Here is a 26,301-nt window from a genome sequence, read left to right on the forward strand (position 1 = left end):
ATTTATTGCTATTCAATGTAGATATATAAAAAATATTTTTTATTATATTTTAAGTTAAATACTCTTTTTTATATAAATTTTGATAAATTCTATATAATAATATTAATATTATTATTTTATAGAATTATTTCAATAAAATTATATGTTATTATATTTAATTATCTCAATAATCACTAATAAAATATTTATTACTTAATATGTACGTCATTAATTACTTATTATTAGATAAGTCTTACTAAATTTATTAAAAAATTTTAATTTTTAATGACATTGCTAGATAAATATTATTATTTTAATATATTTCTATTTTAGATTTAAAATCTATTTGTAGATATATTATTTATTATATTTTTATAAAAAATAAATATTATTTTTATCACTTATTATTTTATAGTATTTATATTCTACATTAAGTTAAAACAATATATTTTTTGTTTATAATTACTGATGACTATGATTAGTATGAGTCATGGTACTACCATACAATGTATGAGATTATAGCTAAAATTATAATAACAGTGTTATAGACTATCTATAAGAACAGCTTTATTGCACAATAATATATTAATGAGGAATATAGTATTTCTTAAAAATTTAACATATTATTAATTAACTATGTTAAATCTTATTTAAGATACTGTTGATAATATAAATTATTAATTATTACTATGTAAGTATATCATCTATATTAAATATTATTTAGTATTGCTTATATAATATATTTAATAATAAAAAACATTTTTATTCTATTAAAGTATATCCAATAATAAATATTAAGATTATAGTTATTTACTTGATATGTTTACAGTGGTATATTATATAAATTAAATTAATAATTAATGTTACTAAATTAGTAAAATATATATAATCTTTTATAAAAACATTAATTATCTAATTTTTTAAAAAATTAGTATGTTTATATTTTATATCTAAATATACTAATAAAATAAATAATTAACTTAAAAGTCTTAAAATTTAAATAATTGTTTCTTTATCTGTAATAAAGAATAGTATTTCTAATACAATTTAAGTAAATAAGCAAAAAATAATATTTTATATTATTTTCTTTACATAATAAAATATAAAATACGTTTATCAAAAATTATTGTAATACATTATTATGAATAATTACATATTATTATTTATTAATTTATATATTTCTACAAAATAAAAAAATTTAATATCTACTATTACAATGGCTAATTTAATAATATTTTATAATTGTATTAAACATATATTTTTAATGATTTTTTTAATATATAACAACAAAAATTTTAGCATACTTTAAGTATAGTCGTTAATATTATAAATATATATACAATTCATTTAATTACCTTACTATACAGTAAAGACGTACTTAATATTATTTTTATTAATTAGCTTATTTTTTAAAAAATAATATTAAGTATAGTAAATTAATATATGATATTCTTGTATTAATAAATTAAGGTGAATATCAAAATAGCATAAAAATTAAATATTTTAAGTAAATGTATTTTTAACTAGTAAATATATTTATAATATTAGCAATAAAACATTAACTTACTGATATTTATTTTATTAATATACGTTAATTAAATATTACTATGAGTACTCTATAGTATTGCGTCTATTATACTACAATAATTTATTTTATAATAAACATCTTGATACAAGATAAATGTTTTATAATTATAAAACTAAATGTGCATGAAATAATGATAATTGATTATAAGTAAGTATTTTATTATAAAATAAATCAGCTGCACTAAAATATATAGGATATAATTTATTAACATTACTAAACAGTATAATAAATATCTTTTTATTTGATATATATGATACTACTTATTTTTAAAAAAATATTTTTAATAAAATTAAAATTTATTCTATTGAAATTTGCAATCTTTAAAAACTACAAAATTGATACTACAATATATTACTAGTAAGCATTTACAACAACATTATTAATTAATAATTAAGATAAAATAAATTAATAAATTTGATAAATGTACTTTGTTTATACTTACAGTATAATATTTTTATTAAAATAATAAATATGCAAATCTTACTATGATATAGTAATGATATGTTAAATATTTTATAGAATAAAATTTAATATTATAAAACATAAAAATAGTTTATATATAAAAATAACAAAATATCTTTTATACAATTATTAATTTTTATTATTTTAGCAGAAAGATATAATATCTTGACAAGATTATGCTCATTTCCTTGACTTTAATATTAGTTATATTCAAAGTATATCTTTAATATACTTAATAATATAAATATAGTTATATTCTATATATAGGATATAATGATAAATTTTTGAGTATACATTAATAATTAAATTTTAAATTATTAAACTGATAGGTTAAAATATCATAGATGCCATGCATAAAATTATTACTGGTCAAAGCACTAAACATCTTACTATACTTTATGGTAACTATTATTTACAATCTAAAACAATTATAGCTTTTTTAACATTACAATATGCAGCAAAAAAAGACGGTTTTAATATACAACCTATCAGTACATTTAGAGACTTTGCTCGACAACAAATGATATGGAATACCAAATTCAATGGACAACGTCCTATTCTTGATAATACAAGCCGACCAGTTAATATTCTAAATATGCAAGACAGAGAATTATGCTATTCAATTTTACGTTGGTCAGCACTTCCTGGGGCTAGTCGTCATCATTGGGGAACTGATCTTGATGTTTATGATCCTAATCTCGTACCAAGTCATCAAAAACTACAACTCGAACTGTGGGAATATATGGAAGGAGGTTGTCAATATCCATTAAATAAATGGCTTTCTGCAAATATGATGCGATTTAATTTTTACTGCCCATTTAATAAGACACAAAAAGGTGTTGCAATAGAACCTTGGCATATCAGTTATCATCCCCTTGCGTCCTTAATAGAATACCAACTCACTGAAGCATTAATAAAACAAGCTTGGCAAGGAAAATATATTGCTGGTTCAAAATGGTTACTACAAAATTTAACAGAAATTTTTTTTTATTTTATTAAAAAATAAAATATATAATAATGTTTTGTATCATGAAATTATTTTCTTTAAAAAAAATATATTATTTTACTACGTAATAAATACTTGATCACTCTATTTATTTAACCAAATAATTTTAATGATATTACCATTGATTTACAATCTTTTATGATATAATAAAATTTTAATTATTTATTAATTATTTTATCTTAGTTAAATTATTTGACCAAATAAAATTAAATCACGAACAATACTCTATGTTTAGTAGGAACGCATTTGAATAATTTTTTTGTAAGTGATATAGCAAATGAATTGTATACTATCCAAGATATGTTGCGATGGACAGTAAGTCGTTTTAATGCAGCTAACATATATTATGGTCATGGTACTGATAATGCTTGGGACGAAGCATTATTTCTTATTTTACCCACTTTACATCTACCATTAAATATTTCTCAAAATATTTGTGCTGCGCGTTTAACTCTTACAGAACGTCTTCTTATCATAAAAAATGTAGAACGCCGCGTAAAAGATCGCATACCAGTAGCTTATATAACAAATAAAGCATGGTTTTGCGGTCATGAATACTATGTTGATGAGCAAGTGCTAATACCTCGTTCTCCAATTGGAGAACTAATTAATAATAGCTTTAGTGGTATTATTGCTAAAGATCCAAGCAATATTCTAGATATGTGTACCGGTAGTGGCTGTATTGCTATTGCATGTTCTCATAAGTTTCCCGAAGCTAAAGTAGATGCAGTAGATATTTCTAAAGAAGCACTATCTATAGCAAAAAAAAACATTCATACACATAATTTAGATCATAACATAAGACTCATTCAATCTGATCTATTCCATGCATTACCACTATTTCAATACGATCTTATAGTTACTAATCCACCATATGTAGATGCAGAGGACATGTTAAATCTTCCAGAAGAGTTTCTTTTTGAGCCTACAATAGGACTTAATGCAGGACAAGATGGTCTACAATTTATTAAACGTATTTTAGCTTACGCATCAGATTACTTATCTGATAATGGTATATTAATTTGCGAAGCAGGAAATAGTATGAAACATCTCATAGCACAATATCCTAAGATTCCTTTCTTGTGGTTAGAATTGAACAATGGTGGTCATGGTGTGTTTATGTTAACTAAACAACAACATATTGACTATTTACAATATTTTACTCTTTATCGTTTTTAGTAAAAATACCTTTAAAATTCATATTATTTTTTCTTCATTTAACATAAATCATACTAATAAATCATTTATTAAACTATAATATAATATTAAAATTATAAGTTAGAAAAACTAAGGAGTTACATATGGCAGGAAATAGTATTGGACAATTTTTTCGTGTTACAACATTTGGTGTATCACATGGTATAGCGTTAGGTTGTATTATTGATGGTATGCCTCCTGGTATGTCTTTAACAGAAGCAGATATACAACAAGATTTAGATCGTCGTCGTCCTGGCACATCTCGTTATACAACACAAAGACGTGAACTAGATAAAGTTCAAATTCTTTCAGGAGTTTTTGAAGGAATTACTACTGGCATTAGTATTGGCTTAATAATTAACAATACTGATCAACGATCACAAGACTACAATGAAATAAAGGATATATTTCGTCCAGGACATGCAGATTATACATACGAACAAAAATATGGTACTAGAGATTATAGAGGTGGTGGTCGTTCTTCTGCACGTGAGACAACAATGCGTGTAGCTGCTGGAGCTATTGCTAAAAAATATCTTAAAGAAAAATATGGAGTCAACATTCGTGGATGTTTAGTGCAACTTGGTAATATTATCTGTCCTATTAAAGAGTGGAATCAAGTAGAACAAAATCCATTTTTTTGTGCTGATCCAACCAAATTAGAAGCATTAGATAAATTAATGCGTATGCTAAAAAAAGAAGGAGATTCTATTGGGGCCAAAATAACCGTTGTAGCCCAACAAGTTCCTGTAGGACTTGGAGAGCCTGTCTTTGATCGTTTAGATGCTGACTTAGCTCATGCTTTAATGAGTATTAACGCTGTTAAAGGTGTTGAAATTGGCGATGGTTTTTCAGTAGTAAATAAACGTGGCAGTGAAAATCGCGATGAGATTACTAATACAGGATTTCAAAGCAATCATGCTGGCGGTATTTTAGGCGGTATTAGCAGTGGTCAAGATATTATTGCTCATATAGCATTAAAACCTACTTCCAGTATCATGGTACCAGGTAAAACAATTAATCGCCAAGGTCAAAATGTTGAAATAATAACGCGTGGTCGTCATGATCCTTGCGTCGGTATTCGTGCAGTTCCTATCGCGGAAGCGATGATAGCCATTGTATTAATGGATCATCTGTTACGTCAAAGAGCGCAGTGTGGAGATCTAGTTTCAGAAGTTCCACGTTGGTAAAAATTATTATTATTTAATATATAATAATATTACTTAATATTTTTAAGTAAAATTATAAAACTACATTATACATATCAATAATTATATAATTAATAATCATTATAATTACTGTAATAATATAAAACATATGTACAAAACACATACATAAGATATAAAAATTTTATATTATTATGAATAAACTATTAATATATATTATGATATAATTTATTAAATTATACGTATTTAATAATGATGATTAATATTTTATATATGTGTATTATAGTGTGTTGACTATAATAATTGTTTAAATGTTCAATAATCAAAAAATAATCATTTAATTAATTAGAAAAATATAATTTACTTACTATTTAAAGTAACAAGAGGAATGTAATAAAATTATTAAAATAATTTATTAATTATTATAATTACTAAAAAATTTAATAAAATTAAATACTTGTAATTGTATTTTTATATTTAACTATCTTAATAATAAACAAGTCATAAATATTGCAAATAAGATAAACTAATATACCAAATATATTGACTTGTTATATTAAGAAGTATGTAATTAATAGTGATATAGAAAATTAATTTATCTAAAATTTTGTAAAACAATACATATTTTATGTGCTGTATTAGCCATGTAACAATATTTTTAATATATTACATGACTTATCGATTGATTTGATACATAAAATTTTTTTATTTGTATATTCTTAATATACATTATATTATTAGTATAATGTATATATAATATTATTGGTTATATTCATATAAAATTACTAATTATATATATTAAAAAAATAAAATATATGTATATTAACTAGGTTATTAATATTAATACTATTAATTATAATAGTTATGGTTATTATATTAATGGATTAATATTATATAATTATAATAATATTTTATGTCAATTGTATGATATATTATAAAAATAATATTATTGATATTATTTATATATGGATATTTAATAAATTTTTAACTATTTTAATATAGTATATATAGATTATTAATTAATAATTGTTTACTATTATTAGTATAGATTAATGTTTTGATATAATTAAATGCAGTCTAGCATCTATTATATTAATAATTTGTTTAAATAGTACTAATTATAAAATCTAATAAATTAGATATAACTAATAAAAACAACTTTTATATAATTAATAATACCATCAAAATAATTCTAATAATATTATCTATTGTTAGAATATTTTTACTTAGTAAAAATTTTCATTATGTAATATAACAAAATTTATAATAATTACTAAATGAATATTAAGTATTAAAATATAATTTTATATTAATTTTTGAATGATTATAGTAATAAGTTATAAAAAATATTTTCTATTATTTTATTAATTATTTATATATTACATATAATAAATATATTAGATATTACTAATATAATATGTATTATGTAATTAATATACATTATTATTTTATTTAATTTATATACAGACTATTTTAATTAATAAAGATACAAATCTTCTTTAAATAATTTATTAACAAATATCATAGTAAAAATATTAATTATTTTTTAAAAATATAATAACAGTAATAATAAAATTATTTATATATTTATTAGTTTATTAGTTTATTACTATAATAATATAATTAATTTAGTTTTTGAGTATATTTACTATTATAGAAAGTATATTAAATATTTATTTTGATTCAGCAATATTATTTAAATAATTTTTTAAAAATAAAAATAATAAAAGAAATAAATTTATTTTAAATAATTAAAAATTTAATTTTTTTAAAAAATTTATTTCTAAAAAGATATCAATATATTTCATAATATTTTTATCTATTATAATATTTATAATATTACTTATATAATATATGTTTACTCTATTACTAAAAAAATAAAAGTAAATTTTTTCTATTTTAAATAACAAAAATTGTAGATCTATTTGTTAGTTTAAGATATTTTAACGAACAATAATTATTAATAAAAAGTAAGATAAAACAAATAAATTTATTATGTTATTTATTAATATTTCTAGAGTATTTCTAAATAAACATTGATTGGATAATATAATATTATTTTTATAATACTATATTATAAATATTTTATAATATAATATTAATATTTTAAATACATATTATGTATATAATTAAATATTAATTACTATTAACCTAAATATACATAAAATAATTATATTTTATTTAAAAAATAATATTACTATCTAAATTTGATACAAAATATATAATATTTGATTACTTAATAGTTAAGTATACTATATCTCAATTAAAGTAATGAATAAATACATAGAATATTACGTTATGAATAGAACTTAATTATTCCTCACTTAAAATAAGATATATAAATAGTATATTGATAGATTTTCTTTATAAAATAGTATTATAAATACTATTTTTTATAAAAATTTTGATTATTTTATATAAATATAAGATAATATTGAAGACAATGAAGATACATGGTATTTTTGGCACATATAAAATTAAAAATTTTAGTAAACATAAATTATTTATTTTTTTTATCAAAATAACGCTAAGTATTTTTATAGTATTAGTTATTTACGGTATTTATCTTGATCAAAAGATACGGCTGCGCATAAACGGACAAGTATGGCAATTTCCTGCTACAGTATATGGTCGTATTGTTGATCTTGAATCTGATATATCTTATAGTAAGGAAGAAATAATAAATTTATTAGAAGGCATTCAATATCGTAAAGTAGTTAATATCACACATCCAGGAGAATTCTCAATTAATGATAATAATATTGATTTAATTCGTCGTCCATTCAATTTTCCTGATGGTAAAGAAGAACAAATTTATGCTCGTTTAGTATTTAATAATAATATCTTAACTCATATTACAAATATGAACAATCAACGTAAATTTGGTTGCTTTCGTTTAGATCCTCGTTTAATCACTATGTTAAAGTCACCTAACAGTGAACAACGTTTATTTATACCAAGAAGTGGTTTTCCTGACTTACTAGTATATACATTAATAGCAACAGAAGATCGTTGTTTTTATAAGCATGATGGAATCAATATTTATTCTATTTGTCGTGCTATCATCGCTAATCTTAATGCTGGACGCACTGTACAAGGTGGCAGCACGCTTACGCAGCAATTAGTAAAGAATCTCTTTTTAACTAATAAACGTTCGATATGGCGTAAAATAAATGAAGCATATATGGCTTTAATTTTAGACTATCGTTATAGTAAAGATCGCATTTTAGAGCTATATTTAAATGAAGTATATCTTGGTCAAAGTAGCAGTGATCAGATAAGAGGTTTTCCTCTGGCAAGCCTTTATTATTTTGGACGTCCTATTGACGAACTAAGCTTAGATCAGCAAGCACTATTAGTAGGAATAGTAAAAGGAGCTTCATTGTATAGCCCATGGAATAATCCTCAACTAGCATTAGAGCGTCGTAATCTAGTATTAAAAATATTACAAAATCAACACATTATTGATCAAAAAATATATGATGTACTGAGTACACGTCATTTAGGTATTCAACCAAAAAATAGTATTATTTCACCACAACCAGCATTTATGCAGATGGTACATCAAGAGCTACAAAAAAAATTAGGTAACAAAATAAGTAATTTATCTGGTGTAAAAATATTTACTACTTTAGATCCATTATCGCAAAATGCAGCAGAAAAAGCCGTTGAAAATGGTATTATAGAGCTAAAATTAGCACATCATATTAATGATCTTGAGGCAGCAATGGTTATTGTTGATCGCTTTAGTGGTGAAGTACGAGCAATGGTTGGTGGTGCTCTTCCCCAGTTTGCAGGTTTTAATCGTGCAATGGATGCTCGTCGTTCCATTGGCTCTTTATCTAAACCGTCAACTTATCTCACTGCACTTAGTGAACCAGATAAATATCGTCTAAATGCATGGATAAGAGATCAACCTATTTCTCTAAAACAACCTAATGGTATGATATGGCAACCAAAAAATTATGACCATCATTATCGTGGACAAGTAATGTTTATAGATGCTTTAGTGTATTCTCTTAATATACCAACAGTAAATTTAGGAATGTCATTAGGCTTAAATCAAATAAGTGCAACACTACAAAACTTAGGGATTCCTAAAAAATTAATTCATTTAGTTCCATCAATATTACTAGGAGCAATTAATCTTAACCTAATAGAGGTAGCACAAGAATATCAAACTATTGCTAGTATTGGTAATTTAGCTCCTTTATCTTCAGTGCGTTCTGTAATTGCTGAAAATGGTACAATATTATATCAAAGCTTACCTCAGGCACACAACGTAGTACCTCCACAGGCTGCTTATCTAACATTGTACAGTATGCAGCAAGTTGTAAATCGAGGTACTGCTCATGCTCTAACTACACAGTTTGGTAATTATCATTTAGCTGCAAAAACAGGTACTACCAATAATTTGCGAGATAGTTGGTTTGCTGGTATAGATGGTAAAGAAGTAACTATAACTTGGGTTGGGCGTGATAATAATGGTCCAACTAATTTGACCGGTGCTAATGGTGCTATGACTATATATCGTCGTTATCTAGAATACCAAGCTCCGCTGACACTAAACTTAATACCTCCAGAAGGAATTATTAATATGAATATTGATACATTAGGAAATTTTATATGTAATGGTCATAGTTCACTTACTATTCCTATATGGACAGAAAATCCCCAAAAATTATGTACAGCTTATTTTAAAAATAAACAAAATAATCTGTTAAAACAAACAACAATAATAGATTGGATCAAAAATCTTTTTAATAAAAAATAATTTACTAAGCAAATAATTATACTTAATTGATAATTATTACATTCATGAGTAAAAAATAATTTATTTTATTCTTAAGTATATAATTATTTTATGAATAAAAATGTATTTAAAATTTATCTATTTAAAATATAAGCAATATAGGATGAATTAATTCTGTTTGTTATAATAATTAAAAATTAATATTCTTAACTAAGAATTAATTTAAATATTATTTAGTATAATAACTGTGTTATTTGAAGAATATTGTCTATGTATTTCTGATTCATACTTAATAAATTAACCCAAAAAATATTTATTTAATCAAAATATATTTTATTAAATAATAATAAAATTTATAACATATCATATTATTTAAATAATAAAAATTCATTCAAAAATATATTGATATATTACTATAAGAAAATTTAATAACATTATTATGCATGATACAATAACTTAATACTCTCTTGTAACATCAAAAATTTAATAACATGATATTATGATATCAAGTATAATATAATACGCAATATTAAGAAATAAATAATTGCATGATATATTATCATGTATATAAATCGGTCTATTTTATATTATATATCAAGACATATATTATAATACTAGTAATAAAGAATAATATATTATTTATATAATTTCATTTTTTTAAAAAAATACTTTATTATCAACTGATATATCTTATGTTATGTTATTTTTTATAATTCATTAAGCTAATTATAGTACATCATTTATTAACATAAAATAGTTACATCATAAAAACTTATTTGTTAATTAATAATAACTACATAAGACTACCAAAGAGTGGACTATAGCTATTTCAATATACATTTCTTATATGTAAAATATAAGATATAATATTTGTTTTTTATAAAATCATTAATATATAATCTATTATATTTATGATAATTTACAAAATTATAAATATTTTTAATATATTAATTAATTTATTTTTTAATAGATATAAATCTATGTTAATATTGTCAAGAATTTATATTATTATGTATAAATATAGTACATTACAAGTGTAATTATACATTTAAATAAATCATTATATAATGATAAAATTCATTACAAATAATAGTATTATTTAATAATATATTAATTTACAACAATAATATTGTAATTATACTAAGATAGTTATTATTTATTATATTATTAAGCAATACATCTCTTAACTAATAGTACATCAGATATAGTAGTTTACTTTTCATTATTTAATAGTTTTTATTAGTAATACTATATCACAGTATTAATTTATGTAAAACGTCATAATATATATAATTATATTTTATTGAAACACAATACATATATTGTAATATGTACATTTAATAATTTATTGATGAAATAATTATATCTTTAATAAGATATTGATTGTAATATTACATATATTTATTATTAATCATTTTATGATTGTAAATCATTAATTGATTAATATAATTAATCATAGAATATTAATAATATAAATAATTTATTAATCACTAAAAATTAATATTTAAATAATCAATCTTTTAATATTATACTATCTCTGTAGTTACATAATAAAATAATTATCAATAATTTTATTGTTTGTTTAATATAAGACATTAAGTAATAACAAGATATTAATTAGCACACTATTCTGTTATTTATAGGGCATATTGTAATGTTTTAATAATTTAGAAAAATTTAAATTTATTCTTTATTATTACATATGTAATAAAAGTATGTAATATACATAAAATTATATTTTATCATATTTTGTAATAAAAATTAAATATATTTAACTATATTCAAGTATGTTGATATCAAGATATATTATAATACTATTAATGTAATAGTATTGATTATTATAGTACTTTAAATAAATATTATATTTATTTTAAAATCTGATATGTAATACTTATATTAAATATTTATTTATAATATTTTTGATGTATTTGATTCTTCTTAAAGAATTTTAATCAATAATAATAGATATTAATACAATAAAAAAGTTAATAATACTATTATATAGTAGATGATATAAGTAAATATAAAAATATTAGTTAACAATTTGTTAAAATTTATTTATTTTAATAATCTTATTTTTTATCTGATTTACAATGTAATGAATATTACTCTAATATAAAATAATATTTTTACTTTATTTGTAAGTAATGTTAAATGATATTTTATAATATATAATAATAGTAAAAAGCAAAATTATTTTCAATAAATATGTTATAAGTCATACAATAAATAATTAAATAGAGCATGTATTTTTTTGGATATAATAATCAATATGAAAAACAAGTTGTATCTATTTTCCGTTGCTCCTATGATGGATAAGACGGATCGTCATTGTCGTTATTTTTATCGTAAGTTAAGTCGTCAAGCGCTTCTCTATACCGAAATGATCACAACCAACGCTATTATACATAGTAAAAAAGATTTTTTAATCTATAATAAAGAAGAACATCCATTAGTATTACAATTGGGAGGTAATAATCCTAAAGATTTAGCATATTGCGCGAAATTAGCTGAACAACGTGGCTATGATGAACTTAATTTTAATGTTGGTTGTCCTTCACAACGTGTGCAAAATGGTTTTTTTGGTGCATATTTAATGAACAAAGCGCATTTAGTTGCCGATATCGTTAAGGCTATGCGTGATGTTGTTTCTATACCAGTTACAATAAAAACTCGTATTGGTATTAATGACCAAGATAGTTATGATTTTTTATATAATTTTATTGATATTGTTTCCAGACAAGGAGAATGCAATAACTTTATAATACATGCTCGTAAAGCATTACTCACAGGTTTTAGTCCAAAAGAAAACCGTGATATTCCTTTATTAGATTATACTCCTGTCTATCAAATTAAAAAAGATTTCTCTCATATTAATATTATAATTAATGGTGGAATTAAAACAATAGAACAAGTGAAAATTCATTTACAATATGTAGATGGAGTGATGATAGGACGTGAAGTGTATCAAAATCCTAGTATTCTAGCTAATATAGATCGTGAACTATTTAAGTCAACTACTGGTGTACCTAACAATATAGAGGTTGTGCGTTCATTATATCCATACATTGAGCGTGAACTATCTAAAGGTACTTATTTAAATCATATAACTCGTCATATTATGAATTTATTTCACGGCGCTAATGGTGCACGCCATTGGCGCCGTCACTTAAGTGAAAATGCACATAAATTAGAATCAGGTGTTAAAATTTTAGAAGAAGCCTTACGTTTTATCAATTAAATTATTACAGATATATAATATATTATGCGATATAACTATATAAAATATTAAGAATATTAATTCTAGTAATAAACAAATAAATATTGTAAAATGTTTTATATTATAAACTCTATTTTATAATTATATAAATTTATAACACAATATATATTTTATATTATCAAATAATTTTACTAAATTAAAATGAATGAGATATATAGTAATCATTTTATTATATTAAATAATTATAAATTCTATGTAAATGAATTATTAGTATTCATTAAAATTGTAATAATAAAAGGTATATATATAAAAATATAAATAACAAATATCTTAATAATTAAGATTATATTATTTTTATTTTGTCTTTATCTAAAATGCATATTAAATATCTATTATTTTAATAATAATGATCGTAGTATTATATATTTTTTAGAACAAAATATACTAAAAATATTTTTTATAAATTACTAAAAATTTTTCTTTATATACGTCAATACTTTTTGTATTTACTAGTTAATAGTATTCAATGTAATTGACAATTATTTGTACATTTCATGATATTACTAATAAATAAAAAAATAATAATAAATTTAATACTATAATTTCTTATATTGTATTATCATAGTTTTATTTTTACAGAAATATATTACAAAAATATATTTTACTCGTTATTTTTGTAAAAATTCTTAATATCTTGTAAGATATTATCTTTAATTTAGCAAAATTATATAAAATATATAGTAATCAATCACTATAACTTGTTAAAAAATAAATTAATAATACTGAGATTTATGCCAATGATATTGCTCAATCAATAATACAAAAAATAAATATTATAACAGCAAATTTCATTTTATCAGGAAGTTATAATATATAGATTATAATAATTATTTAAAATAATATATTAATAACTTATAAAAGTAGTATGTCAATTTTATCATTGTAGAATGTTACATAGTTATGTAATGTTATTAAAAATTTATTTTACTATAATACACTATTAAAATATAATCTTTTAGTTAACACAAATATACACATTAATTATATATAAGAAGAAATATTATTGTTATATTTATTTCTTTATTAAAGCAATAAATATGTTATCAATATAACATCAATAAATTATCACGTAATATATAAAAATTATTAATTATTCGTCATGATATTATACAATGTTTTAGAGATCTATCAATTATATTCATTTATTATTACAGATTAGTTTATTAATAATGCATATGTAATAACTTAATCAATAGTTTAAATATAATTGCATTTTTTTGATAAGTAGATAATTATTTAAAATAAAAAAATAATAATTCATTTATCTTAATAAGATTTATTGAATAAAAAGAATATAGTAAATTTTATATTTTAGGTGATATATATTATAATGACTAGCATTAATTTCAATATATAGATATATCAACTAATTTATAATAAGAACACGAAATATTATAAAATTAATTATCATACTAAATATACATACTAACATAAGTCAATTATACTACAATAATATTTACTATAGTTGATTTATTTATTTAATATTTTGAAAAAATATTATCTATAAAATACTTGCAATACATATGGTCTATTATATTAATTAAAAAATTTTATTATTTTTTTTAATAAAACAACAAACGTCAATTCTTAAAAAATAAGAATCGTATTATTATATAATACAGAGATTTTAAAGTATGCATTAGTAAATTAGTAAAAGGACAATAAATAATGATTATTTAATAAATATACAATAGTAAAAATTAATATTTTATTTTAAAGTTTATATTTTATTTAAAAAAATAAATTAATATACTGCATTATTACATATTAATTAATATTGTATAATATTTTAAATATATAAATTAATTTCTTATGAAAAATATTAAATTATAATATTATATATTTAATTATTAGTAAAATATATTATATATTGATAATAAATAATGCAATATTTGTTATATGTAATTAATATAGTAATATAATACATAAAATAAAAAATTTTTTTTAAAATTATTTATTTTAATATATAACGAATACATTGTTTATTGCTAATTATAAATAAACTATATCTCCTGGAGATAAAAAATTAATTTCAATAAGGTTAATTATGAGTACATCTCTCGTAATAGTTGAGTCTCCGGCAAAAGCCAAAACTATCAGTCAATATTTAGGTAAGAACTACGTGGTAAAATCTAGTGTAGGACATATTAGAGATTTACCAACTAGTAGGTTAGCTAGTAAACGAGAGATACTCTCTACAAAAAATAAAGAAAAAAATAAAATTCATCAAAATAAGCATGAAATATTAATTAAACGCATGGGTATTGATCCTTATCAAGAATGGACAGCGTCCTATGAAATACTTCCAGGTAAAGAACAAATTGTTGCGGAATTAAAATCATTAGCAAAAACAGTTGATCATATTTATCTTGCAACTGATCTTGATCGTGAAGGAGAAGCTATTGCATGGCATTTACGTGAGGTAATTGGCGGAGATGAAAATCGCTATAGCCGCGTAGTATTTAATGAAATTACTCAAAAAGCAATTCAACAAGCATTTAATAAACCTGGTAAATTAAATATTAATAGAGTTTATGCTCAACAGACTCGTCGTTTTATGGACCGAATAGTAGGTTACATGATTTCTCCACTGCTATGGAAAAAAATTGCCCGTGGTTTATCAGCAGGACGTGTACAATCTGTTGCTGTGCGTTTAATAGTGGATCGTGAACATGATATTAAAACCTTTTCTCCTGAAGAGTATTGGGAATTACGTGCTAATTTAAATGTAAATAATATTTTCTTACAAATGCAAGTTACTAATTATAAAAATAAAATATTTAAACCTATTAACAATCAAGATACTCACGCTGCTATAGAAGATCTGGAAAAAGCAAAATATATAGTATTTGATCGTGTAGATAAACTAACTAATAGTAATCCTCGTGCCCCATTTATCACTTCTACGTTACAGCAAACAGCAAATACACGTTTAAATTTTAGTGTAAAGAAAACAATGATGCTAGCTCAACTACTATATGAAGCTGGTCATATTACTTATATGCGGACTGATTCAAAAAATCTTAGTCAGGATGCATTAAATATGGTACGTAATTATATTAATCAACTTTTTGGTAAACAGTACCTACCAAAAAAACCTAATACTTATGCTCAAGTTCAAAATTCTCAAGAAGCACATGAGGCTATTCGTCCTACTAATATATATATGATCTCTGAATATTTAAATAATATGGGAGATGACGCACAGAAGTTATATAATCTTATCTGGCTTCAATTTGTATCTTGTCAAATGACATCAGCAAAATATAATTTTACTACAATTTATGTTAAAGCAGGCGATTACATTCTGCAAACAAAAAGACGTACTGTATATTTTGATGGCTGGACAAAAATAATACCTCAAGTATGCAAGGAAATTGAGGATGATACATTACCTTTTATTAAAGTAGGTACTCATCTAATTATGCAGCAACTATTACCACTACAACGATTTACTAAACCACCTGTTCGTTTTAACGAAGCATCTTTAGTAAGAGAATTAGAAAAACGTAGTATTGGTCGTCCTTCTACTTATGCATCAATTATTTCAACAATTCAGGATCGCGGATATGTACGTATTAAGCATCGTTGTTTTTATGCAGAAAAAATTGGAGAAATTGTTACTTATAGTTTAAAAAATAATTTTCCTGAACTAATTAACTATGATTTTACTGCTCATATGGAAGATGACTTAGATCAGGTTGCGAATGCTAATAAAGATTGGAAAATATTATTAGATAACTTTTTTCAAAATTTTAGTCAGCAACTTTTTATTGCTGAAAACGATCCTAAAGATGGTGGTATGCGTACTAATCACATGGTTAAAACCAATATTCTCTGTCCAACCTGTCAACGTCAAATGGGTATTCGTATTGCAAGTACTGGTATATTTTTAGGTTGTTCTGGATATAAAATAACACAAAAAGAGAAGAGGTGCAAAACTACAATTAATCTTATTCCTGAAGAAGAAGTGGTAGAAGGAGATAGTGTAAAAACTAGCTCATTGTTGGATATACAAAAAAAATGCTTACATTGTGGTACTACAATGGATGGTTATCTTATTGATAATCATCGTAAACTATATATATGTGGTAATAATCCAAATTGCGAAGGTTATGAAATTATTAAAGGAAATTTCTTAATTAAAGGTTATCATGGTCCAATTGTTGAATGCAAACAATGTCAATCTCAAATGCAGGTAAAAATAGGACGTTTTGGTAAATATATGGCTTGTATTAATCAAGACTGCAAAAATACTTGTAAAATATTACGTAATGGTAACTTAGCTCCCCAAAAAGAATCTCCCATTCCATTACCAGAGCTACCATGTAAAAAATCAGACGCATATTTTATTCTACGTGATGGAACTGTAGGTATATTCTTAGCAGCTAATACTTTTCCAAAATCGCGTGAAACACGTGCTCCTTTAGTAGAAGAATTAGCTCGCTTTAAAGAACGTTTACCTAAAAAATTTCATTATATAGCAAATGCACCACAAAAAGATCCTAAAGGCAATAAAACGATAGTACGCTTTAATCGTAAAACTAAAGAGCAATACATTGCTTCAGAGAGCAATGGAAAAGCTACTGGTTGGACAGCATTTTTTACAGGAGGTAAATGGATTGAAAATTAAATTAATTATTTTTAGCATGCAAAATATCAAACATTATAATATAATAAATACAAATATTAAATTTTTAATGAATAAAAATATTTTATTCAGTATCTATAAATATTATTATATTATTTTAAATAAATAAAACATTATAATTATTTAATTATTACTTAAATAAAAATATTTTAATAATTTTTTTTAAAAATTACTATTATATAACATATAGAAAGTATAATGTTCTAAATTGATTGTGTGTTAATATATCTATCTTTATTATGTTATCTAGAAAGTAAAAGAATGTTATATAATATATTTGTGTTTTATATATTTTATAATTAGATTTAGTATATTTTATACATTTTTAAATATCTTAATAAAAATAATAAATTTGAGTATTAATAATTTTATATTTTTATCACTAATAGATGTATGATGTTATAAATTTTTTATTAAAATTATATCTTGTTAAATTTTAATGCCATTATTATATAATAATAATTCTTAGTAATAACTGATAATGCTTGTCTTATCATATATTATATAATTATAAATTTATTAATTTTTTAAATAAGGAGCATTATATATAATGCAATACTCTTAATATCATTGTATAAATACTGATAATAATTACAATTATTCTCTTATAGAATTCTAAATAATTTTTAAAAAATAGTTATATAATATATAGCTATTTGAATCATAGTAAATAATTTATTTACAATTTATTACCTATATATTCAACAATATTTAATAAATGAAATTTTTTTATTTATTAAATAATTTTTTTTACAAAAAAAATAAAATTAATTTTATTTTTTACTTTGATATATTAAAAATCATATTTTATAACATAAAAAATATTATTCTTTATATAATATAATCTAATTTTAATATTTTAAAACAATTAAAATACATTAAAATAAAATATTTATTAAGATATTAATCTAATAAATTACATATAATCTTATAAGTATCACTTAATAAAATAATATAATAATATTAGTATTTATATTACTTACACTAATAATAAATCTTATAAATTTAAGGATAAATTTTGTATGATATACAAAATATACTTATTTAATAACTAGTATCTATATTTGATATATTTATAAAATATATACCTAGTGATTAGATAACAGTTATATACTAGTTGTTTGTTAACATGATTATTAATCAATATGGTAGGAACATAATCTTTAAAAGATACTTGATGATAATACCATACATATAAATATAGTCAATAAAAAATAAATTTCTTTGGTTGTAGTAATATAAGTAAAGTAATCTTAAGTGATATTATATAATTAGTTCTTTTCGCTAAAAATATTATAATTTATAATTCTAGTATTTAAACAATTTAGAAGATTAGCCAGTAATTTAGTAAAAATAGCGCAAAAAATTTTTCTAAAAAAAGCAATATTATTTAATATTAAATCAAATATAATAAATAGTATTTGTGATAAATATTTATACTGTTTTAAAAAATGTAATTATTATTTTGATCTCAAGAGGTGTTACCCTAGAGATATTAAAAATATGTATCACAAAATAAAAGAAAATATTATGAGTTATGCTAAATATTTTTATTCTAGTAAATAAAAGAATATCATTAATAACATTAAATGCACAGTTTAATAAAACATAAATGAGCCTTGATTATTAATCATATTTAATATCTTTGGTAAACACTATAGTTCATGAATATATAATTTATGTAGTTATTAATGTTAGTAATTCTTTTCCTATATATTTATGTTTATTGAATAGTGAATAATGCATATGTATTTAATAATATGCTACTAATACAAGTATATTTATTTTCTGCAGAAATAATTTTAGAAATTAGTTGCAATATTCTACTGTACTACAAACATAGTCTATTTATTAAGTGGTACTACTATTCAATTTTTAGAATACAAAAGGATTACGCGCGGAAGTTATGGATATAATAATAATACTATATAAATAAATTATTAATAATTGAATAGTTAATAAATTATTTTTTATATATGTTGTCTATTATATTAAATTATAGATAACTTTAAATAAATTTATTTAATTAATTAATATTCTTGATAATATAAAATTTTTTGATTATACAGTATATAATATATTGATATATGCATACCTATATCAATTAGTTTAAATAGTTAAAAATATTTTGTACCATATAAAATATTACTCTTATAATATATTATCTTTATAATAAAATTATATATAAAATATAATAATAAAGAACATATTTAATTGTTATTATTTGGTATAATAATAAATTATTTATTAATAAAAAAATAATGATATTATTTAAACAACTTATTAAGTTAATAGATGGAAATAAAAAAAGTAAATAAATATAAGTTAAAAAATTATTAATATAATGATTAATAATTTATTATTATAATGCTATAAAAAGATTACAATTATTAATAAATAAAAATTTATAAAATATAATATACACTATATAAATGTAATGAAATTAAAAAAGATATATATTAATATATATTACTATTAATAAATAATTAATAATCAAACTAATATTTATACTAAATATAAGTATAATATTATTAATTAATCAATATAATAATAAAATTTACCCATCATATATTGCAGATAAAATATATGATGGGTAAATATATCTAATATATAAATAAATAATAATTGTCATAAGAAAAATAGTAAGATTACTAATTATAATAATCTAAATTATACCTTAAAATTATCTTGAATAACTATCCTAAATAAATATAAAATTGATATTACCATATATAATTATCTGCTATTATAAAATGAGTAAAATACTGATATATTATAGATATAATTTAGTTAATGCATTTAATAAAAGAAATTATTTTAAATAACTTCTATTATTTAAAATAAACAGTAAATTCTTTGAATTATAATATTATTTAGTGATAACTAAATACTTATAATGTCAATATATACTTTTTAATTTTTTAAAAATTATTATTGACATAATAAAAGAGATACTCTTATTATAATATTTTATAAAATTATTAGTATGATTGATATATATGTAGCAAATACTATTTAGTAGTATGTTACAAATTTTTAATCATTATATATACGTTATTTTTACTACTGTCAATAATAGTACGTTTTTTAAAAAAATATTAATAAAAAACTTCAAATATACGGATATATTTTAAATATATAATAAATAAAATATAATTTATTATTAAATTACGTAATATCTTTTATATTAATTTTTATAAATATAAAATACCTTATAGAATAAAAATATTATATATATACTAAACAGTATAACAATACTTATATTATTATTAAATAATATTTTATAAAATTCTCATAATTTATTATATATAATATAATTTAAATGCTATTCATGAATCATTAATAAAATATTATACTATTAATTTTTAATTAATTCTTACATTATAATATTAATAAAAAAAGTACATAATGTTGTTTTCTCCTTCGCTCCAGAAAACTTGTTTACTTAAATGTTATCAATGTTTTTTAGCTAGTATCAAATATAACTAATAATAGTAAAAAAAATACTTTATTGTGCTAATACTGGTGCAATGCACAGGCTGTGCACAGCAAAATATATATTATATATGGTATCCTATATTTAATAATTTTAAACGTAAATATATCTACTCGTGGGAGTTAACTTATAGTAAGTTAGGGCATTAGATTTATGTAAATACTATGCTAGCTAATCTATTAGTTCAAGAATCAATTAGAGCTGATTATATTCCATAATTATCTGGTTATAAAAATATACGTACTGAGATAAAATATGAAAAAGAAAACAGCCGTATTGATTTATTATTACAGTCGGATAATCAACCTAATTGTTATATTGAAATAAAATTAGTGACATTCTTAGAACAAGATTGCGGATGCTTTCCTTATACACCAACATTGCATGGAACCAAGCATCTTAGGGAACTAATGTATCAGATTCAAAAAGACAGCGTGCGGTATTATTTTTTGTTGTAATACACACAGGAATTACAAAATTAATGCCAGCACAATATATTGATTCTACATATGTAGGATTACTAGTTAAAGCTAGTAAATTAGGTATAGAAATATTATGCTATAATACAAGTATTAATATAGAATAAATAATACTAAATATACCATTACTTTTTGTATTACCTTGAGTTATCTTTTATTTATTTTTAAAAAATAGTAAAAAATAATTATTAAAGTTATATTGATTAACTTATATATTATATTATCATGAAAAATATATAAGTAATACATGACTAAATGACAATAAATTGGCTATTTATAATAGCTGTATTATCTGTAATATAGATAGATTATTTGTATTAGATAGGAGAAACAACATGCAAAAAAAACATAATCGTAAATTATCATCCTTAAGTATTTTAACTATTGCTGGAGTCAAACCATATGAAGATAAAGTAGAAGAAGAATATATGAATGAAGCTCAGTTAACTCATTTTAAAATTATTCTTAAGGCCTGGCGTAGTCAGTTACATAATGAAGTTGATCGTACTATATCTTATATGCGCGATGAAGCTTCTAACTTTCCTGACCCTATTGATCGTGCAGCACAAGAAGAAGAATTTAGTGTAGAGCTACGCAATAGAGATAGAGAACTTAAATTAATACAAAAAATTGAAAAAACTTTAAAAAAAATTGAAACACATGATTTTGGATTTTGTGATTGCTGTGGTATTGAAATTGGTATTCGTCGTTTAGAAGCACGTCCAACAGCTAATCTTTGTATAGACTGTAAAACTTTAGCTGAAATACGCGAAAAACAAATGACTGGTTAGTTAAAAACTTTAATACTTTTTTAATAATACTATGGAATATTTTTATGTTTATTTTTACATAAATTTATTTTTTTAAATAATAATAATTAAAAAATAGTATAAAATATTTCTTATGTAAAGAGATGTATAATATTTACTTTATTACATTCTGTACTAAATATTATCACATCCTTTATATTAAATACGTTTATTTTAATAATTTGTAATATCTACATTTAAGAATAATTATATTATTGTTTATATAATATATTTTTAATATTAAAATATAAAAAATAACTTTCTAAGTTATATAAAATATTTTATTTATAAATAATAAGTACATATAATTTTAAATTATTATATGCATATATATGCAATATTATAATATTTCGATAAATAGATATAGCAAGAAAAATAATTTTATTAATAACAGAATAGCAATACATGTAATTATTTTATTTATATTAATAAATTCTATTATTATATCTATAGTAATAATTATCTTTGAGAGTATTATTATACATATTTTAGATATGTAAACAACTTTCTACAAGTTTATAGGTTATCTGTATAATATTATCTATATAACATCATTTTTTAAAAAACTTTCTCATTTAATTAATAATATAATTTTTATGATATATTATAAAATAAATTTATATTTTTATGTAATATATAAAGATATATAACAATATCACTATAAATAGACTAACATAGTTATATATTAAATAAATCATTAATATAATTATATATATTAATACTATTTTAAAATAAAATAGCTCTATTACTATATATAGTATCTAATATATGTGATGACATTAAAAAATCTATTAGAATTAGATAAATTATTTAAAAAATACATACTAAATTTAATATATTACAGTATACATGTATTATTACAATAGATAAATTTTACTATCAGCTTGCAAGCCTAGAGATAGAAAGAATATAGAAGATATTATATCCAATAACAATTATCTCACTCGATTAACATATTATTTCGCGCTAACAAATAAGTAGAAATGCACTAAAAGTGTTATATCGCTTTAAAAAATTAGGATATGAAACATATCTAGTTAAAGGTGTAGTATAAGGGATTTGTTACTTCGTAAGCAATCTCAAGAGTTTAATATCACTACTAACACAGCTCTGGAATAAATATTAAAACTATTCCACAATTGTCGTTTCATTGAAAGATGATTTCTTTTAGCCCATGTATTATTTGGTTCGGAAACAATGAAAGTTACTACCTTACGTGGTCATCATCAACATACTAAAAAATATTGCTTAACAGGCATAACATGGCATATTATTACGTGACAATGTTGACATAAATATAAAGGACGATACTCAACGTCATGATTTTACTATTAATAGTTTATATTACTGAATTTTAGATTATACAGTTCGTGTATTACACTGGTGGTCTACCTGATTAGTAAAAAACCGTATTTGTTTTATAGGAGATCCTGATACGCGTTATCGAGAAGATCCAGTACGTATGTTACGTGCGGTAGATTTTGCTGCTAAATTAAATATAAAATACTTATCAATATACAGCTAAATCTATTTTATATTTAGCAGATCTCCTAAATAATATTCCATCTTCTCGATTATCTAAAAATAACTTAAATTCCTATAATCAGGATATACTTTTAATACTTATAAACTATTACATGAATATACATTATTGTCTGTAAAATGGTTTACAGGTAAATTCTGCATTTCTTGTTGCGACTATGCTGTGATATCCTTTAACAAAACTAACACAAAAAATTCATTATAAAAATAATATGATTTACCATAGATATTGCTAATATAGCTATGAATTATATTTTAGATGAACATTCTGTCGTATACTGGCTATTACAAAACGTATTGCCTTTTTAGGCTATAATATTTTGAATATTATAACAATATTTATCTCACCGTTAAACAAATAGTACAGATCAGATTATAAGCTAATCTACGTTTCGATCAGCCTATAATTTATTAATGCTCCTTACTTAAGTTAAAAATAGTTATAATTTAAAGAATTTAACTCAATGGTAGAATGTTGTTCAAAACAATACTTTTAATCAATCAAGTAACTAGAACCAATAAATTACATAATAGAATATTTATTATGTTTAATTCACATAATTTACTAAGATATATATTATATAGCACAATATAACCAATATATGTACATATCATCTATTATCTTTAAATAAAGATTTAATTATGTTATGTAAAAAATAAAATGATATTTTTTTATTATTTTTTATATTAATTTTAGTCATATAGGTATATACATATTACTTATATGTCTAATCTTTTAAAAAATAAATAAACAATAGTGACTAAATAATAGTAGTAATATATATTATAAGAGTGCAATCAAATATATAAAAAATTTTAAAAAATACTGATGTATCTTACAATATTCATTCTTTATTTAATAATATTTCATAAAAAATATAATTTATTTAAAAAAATAATTAATATTAAAATATAAAAATTATCTATATAATTATTATACATAATTATACTTTATGCATAATGTTATTTTATAAGTAATATATAAAATATTATTTTAGATAAATTTTCTTTATAGTAAATATATATATTAAAAAATAATAAATAATTTAATATACTATATTTTAGTACTTTTATTTTATTAATATAATATAATTTATTATAAATAAATTATTGATCAAATTAATAATATGTTTCTTTTCAGAAGAAATTAATGCTATGCAATAATATTCTTTTGTTTTTAATAAATTAAAGATATATTACTATAATCAATAACATGTTTTATTATTTTTTGAATGTAATTAATTATATTATCTCTTAACTATAATAAATAATTGAATATCAATAATATCTATTATGTATTCTATTGATAACTAAATAATTGATAATTTAAACTTATAAATTACTACTATATTAAATAATAATTAAATAGTATAATGAGTTATTAGTATTATTTTATGAATTAATCTATCTTGGTATAATTATAATATATTTAAATATTCTTATAAACAATGATATTGTGTTATTTTAAATATTATTTATTTAAGTAATCTTACAAAATAAGTCTAAATAAGTAATATAGTTATAAATAATAAATAGTATAAATTAAAAAAATAATAACATTAGATAATATATACAAATAATAATTTTTTATTTTACTAAATTTTGTGCTAAAATAATATTGATATATTATATATAAATCAATATACCAATATTGATTTATATATAATATATTCTTCTTATAAGACTATATAACTATTTTCCTGACTATATACACGAAATTAATAATAATTTATATTATTAATGTATAATATTAATTATATTATACATTAATAAAAATAAAAAATATTTATTATTAAATGATTATATAATATAATAATTTAAATATACTCTGTTATTTATCTTAATACATAAAATAGCTATAATAATATATATACTAAATAAGATAGATCTACT

The 26,301-nt window shown here is 20.6% G+C and carries 6 protein-coding genes and 2 pseudogenes; all 8 read left to right on the plus strand.

All coding sequences use genetic code 11. The features are described from left to right. Positions 1-2,378 precede the first annotated feature (2,378 nt). The 8 genes and pseudogenes from GII40_RS02365 (at position 2,379) to dksA (ending at position 22,848) form a co-directional block, all read left to right on the plus strand. Positions 2,379-3,035 carry a M15 family metallopeptidase gene (locus GII40_RS02365; protein WP_226813246.1) on the plus strand — a complete coding sequence of 219 codons (657 nt, stop codon included), beginning with the start codon at positions 2,379-2,381 and terminating at the stop codon, positions 3,033-3,035. Positions 3,036-3,281: 246 nt separating this feature from the next. Then, on the plus strand, positions 3,282-4,214 hold the full coding sequence (gene prmB / locus GII40_RS02370; RefSeq protein WP_226813247.1) for a 50S ribosomal protein L3 N(5)-glutamine methyltransferase: 933 nt from the start codon (positions 3,282-3,284) through the stop codon (positions 4,212-4,214). A 122-nt stretch (positions 4,215-4,336) separates the two neighbouring features. After that, positions 4,337-5,422: a chorismate synthase gene (gene aroC / locus GII40_RS02375; protein ID WP_226813248.1), complete on the plus strand. Its 1,086-nt coding sequence runs from the start codon at positions 4,337-4,339 to the stop codon at positions 5,420-5,422. 2,467 nt (positions 5,423-7,889) lie between these two features. Further along, positions 7,890-10,172 (plus strand): annotated as a pseudogene (gene mrcB / locus GII40_RS02380) (bifunctional glycosyl transferase/transpeptidase); the annotation flags it as partial. Between the two features lie 2,251 nt (positions 10,173-12,423). Further along, positions 12,424-13,392, plus strand: a complete 969-nt coding sequence (gene dusA, locus GII40_RS02385) for a tRNA dihydrouridine(20/20a) synthase DusA (RefSeq protein ID WP_226813249.1) — start codon at positions 12,424-12,426, stop codon at positions 13,390-13,392. A 2,086-nt stretch (positions 13,393-15,478) separates the two neighbouring features. Further along, entirely contained in the window at positions 15,479-18,064 is a 2,586-nt protein-coding gene (topA, locus tag GII40_RS02390; protein WP_226813250.1) for a type I DNA topoisomerase, read from the plus strand. A 3,789-nt stretch (positions 18,065-21,853) separates the two neighbouring features. Next, a pseudogene (locus GII40_RS02395) lies at positions 21,854-22,164 on the plus strand (DNA/RNA nuclease SfsA). 228 nt (positions 22,165-22,392) lie between these two features. After that, on the plus strand, positions 22,393-22,848 hold the full coding sequence (gene dksA, locus GII40_RS02400) for an RNA polymerase-binding protein DksA (RefSeq protein WP_226813251.1): 456 nt from the start codon (positions 22,393-22,395) through the stop codon (positions 22,846-22,848). The last annotated feature ends 3,453 nt before the right edge of the window (positions 22,849-26,301 follow it).

This window comes from Candidatus Profftia lariciata (genome assembly GCF_020541265.1).
Lineage (GTDB): Bacteria > Pseudomonadota > Gammaproteobacteria > Enterobacterales > Enterobacteriaceae > Profftia > Profftia lariciata.

Bases quoted from the DNA above. Each gene is read 5' to 3' on its own strand.
- dksA (WP_226813251.1), top strand. From the start codon at position 22,393: ATGCAAAAAAAACATAATCGTAAATTATCATCCTTAAGTATTTTAACT.
- aroC (WP_226813248.1), top strand. From the start codon at position 4,337: ATGGCAGGAAATAGTATTGGACAATTTTTTCGTGTTACAACATTTGGT.
- topA (WP_226813250.1), top strand. From the start codon at position 15,479: ATGAGTACATCTCTCGTAATAGTTGAGTCTCCGGCAAAAGCCAAAACT.
- GII40_RS02365 (WP_226813246.1), top strand. From the start codon at position 2,379: ATGCATAAAATTATTACTGGTCAAAGCACTAAACATCTTACTATACTT.
- dusA (WP_226813249.1), top strand. From the start codon at position 12,424: ATGAAAAACAAGTTGTATCTATTTTCCGTTGCTCCTATGATGGATAAG.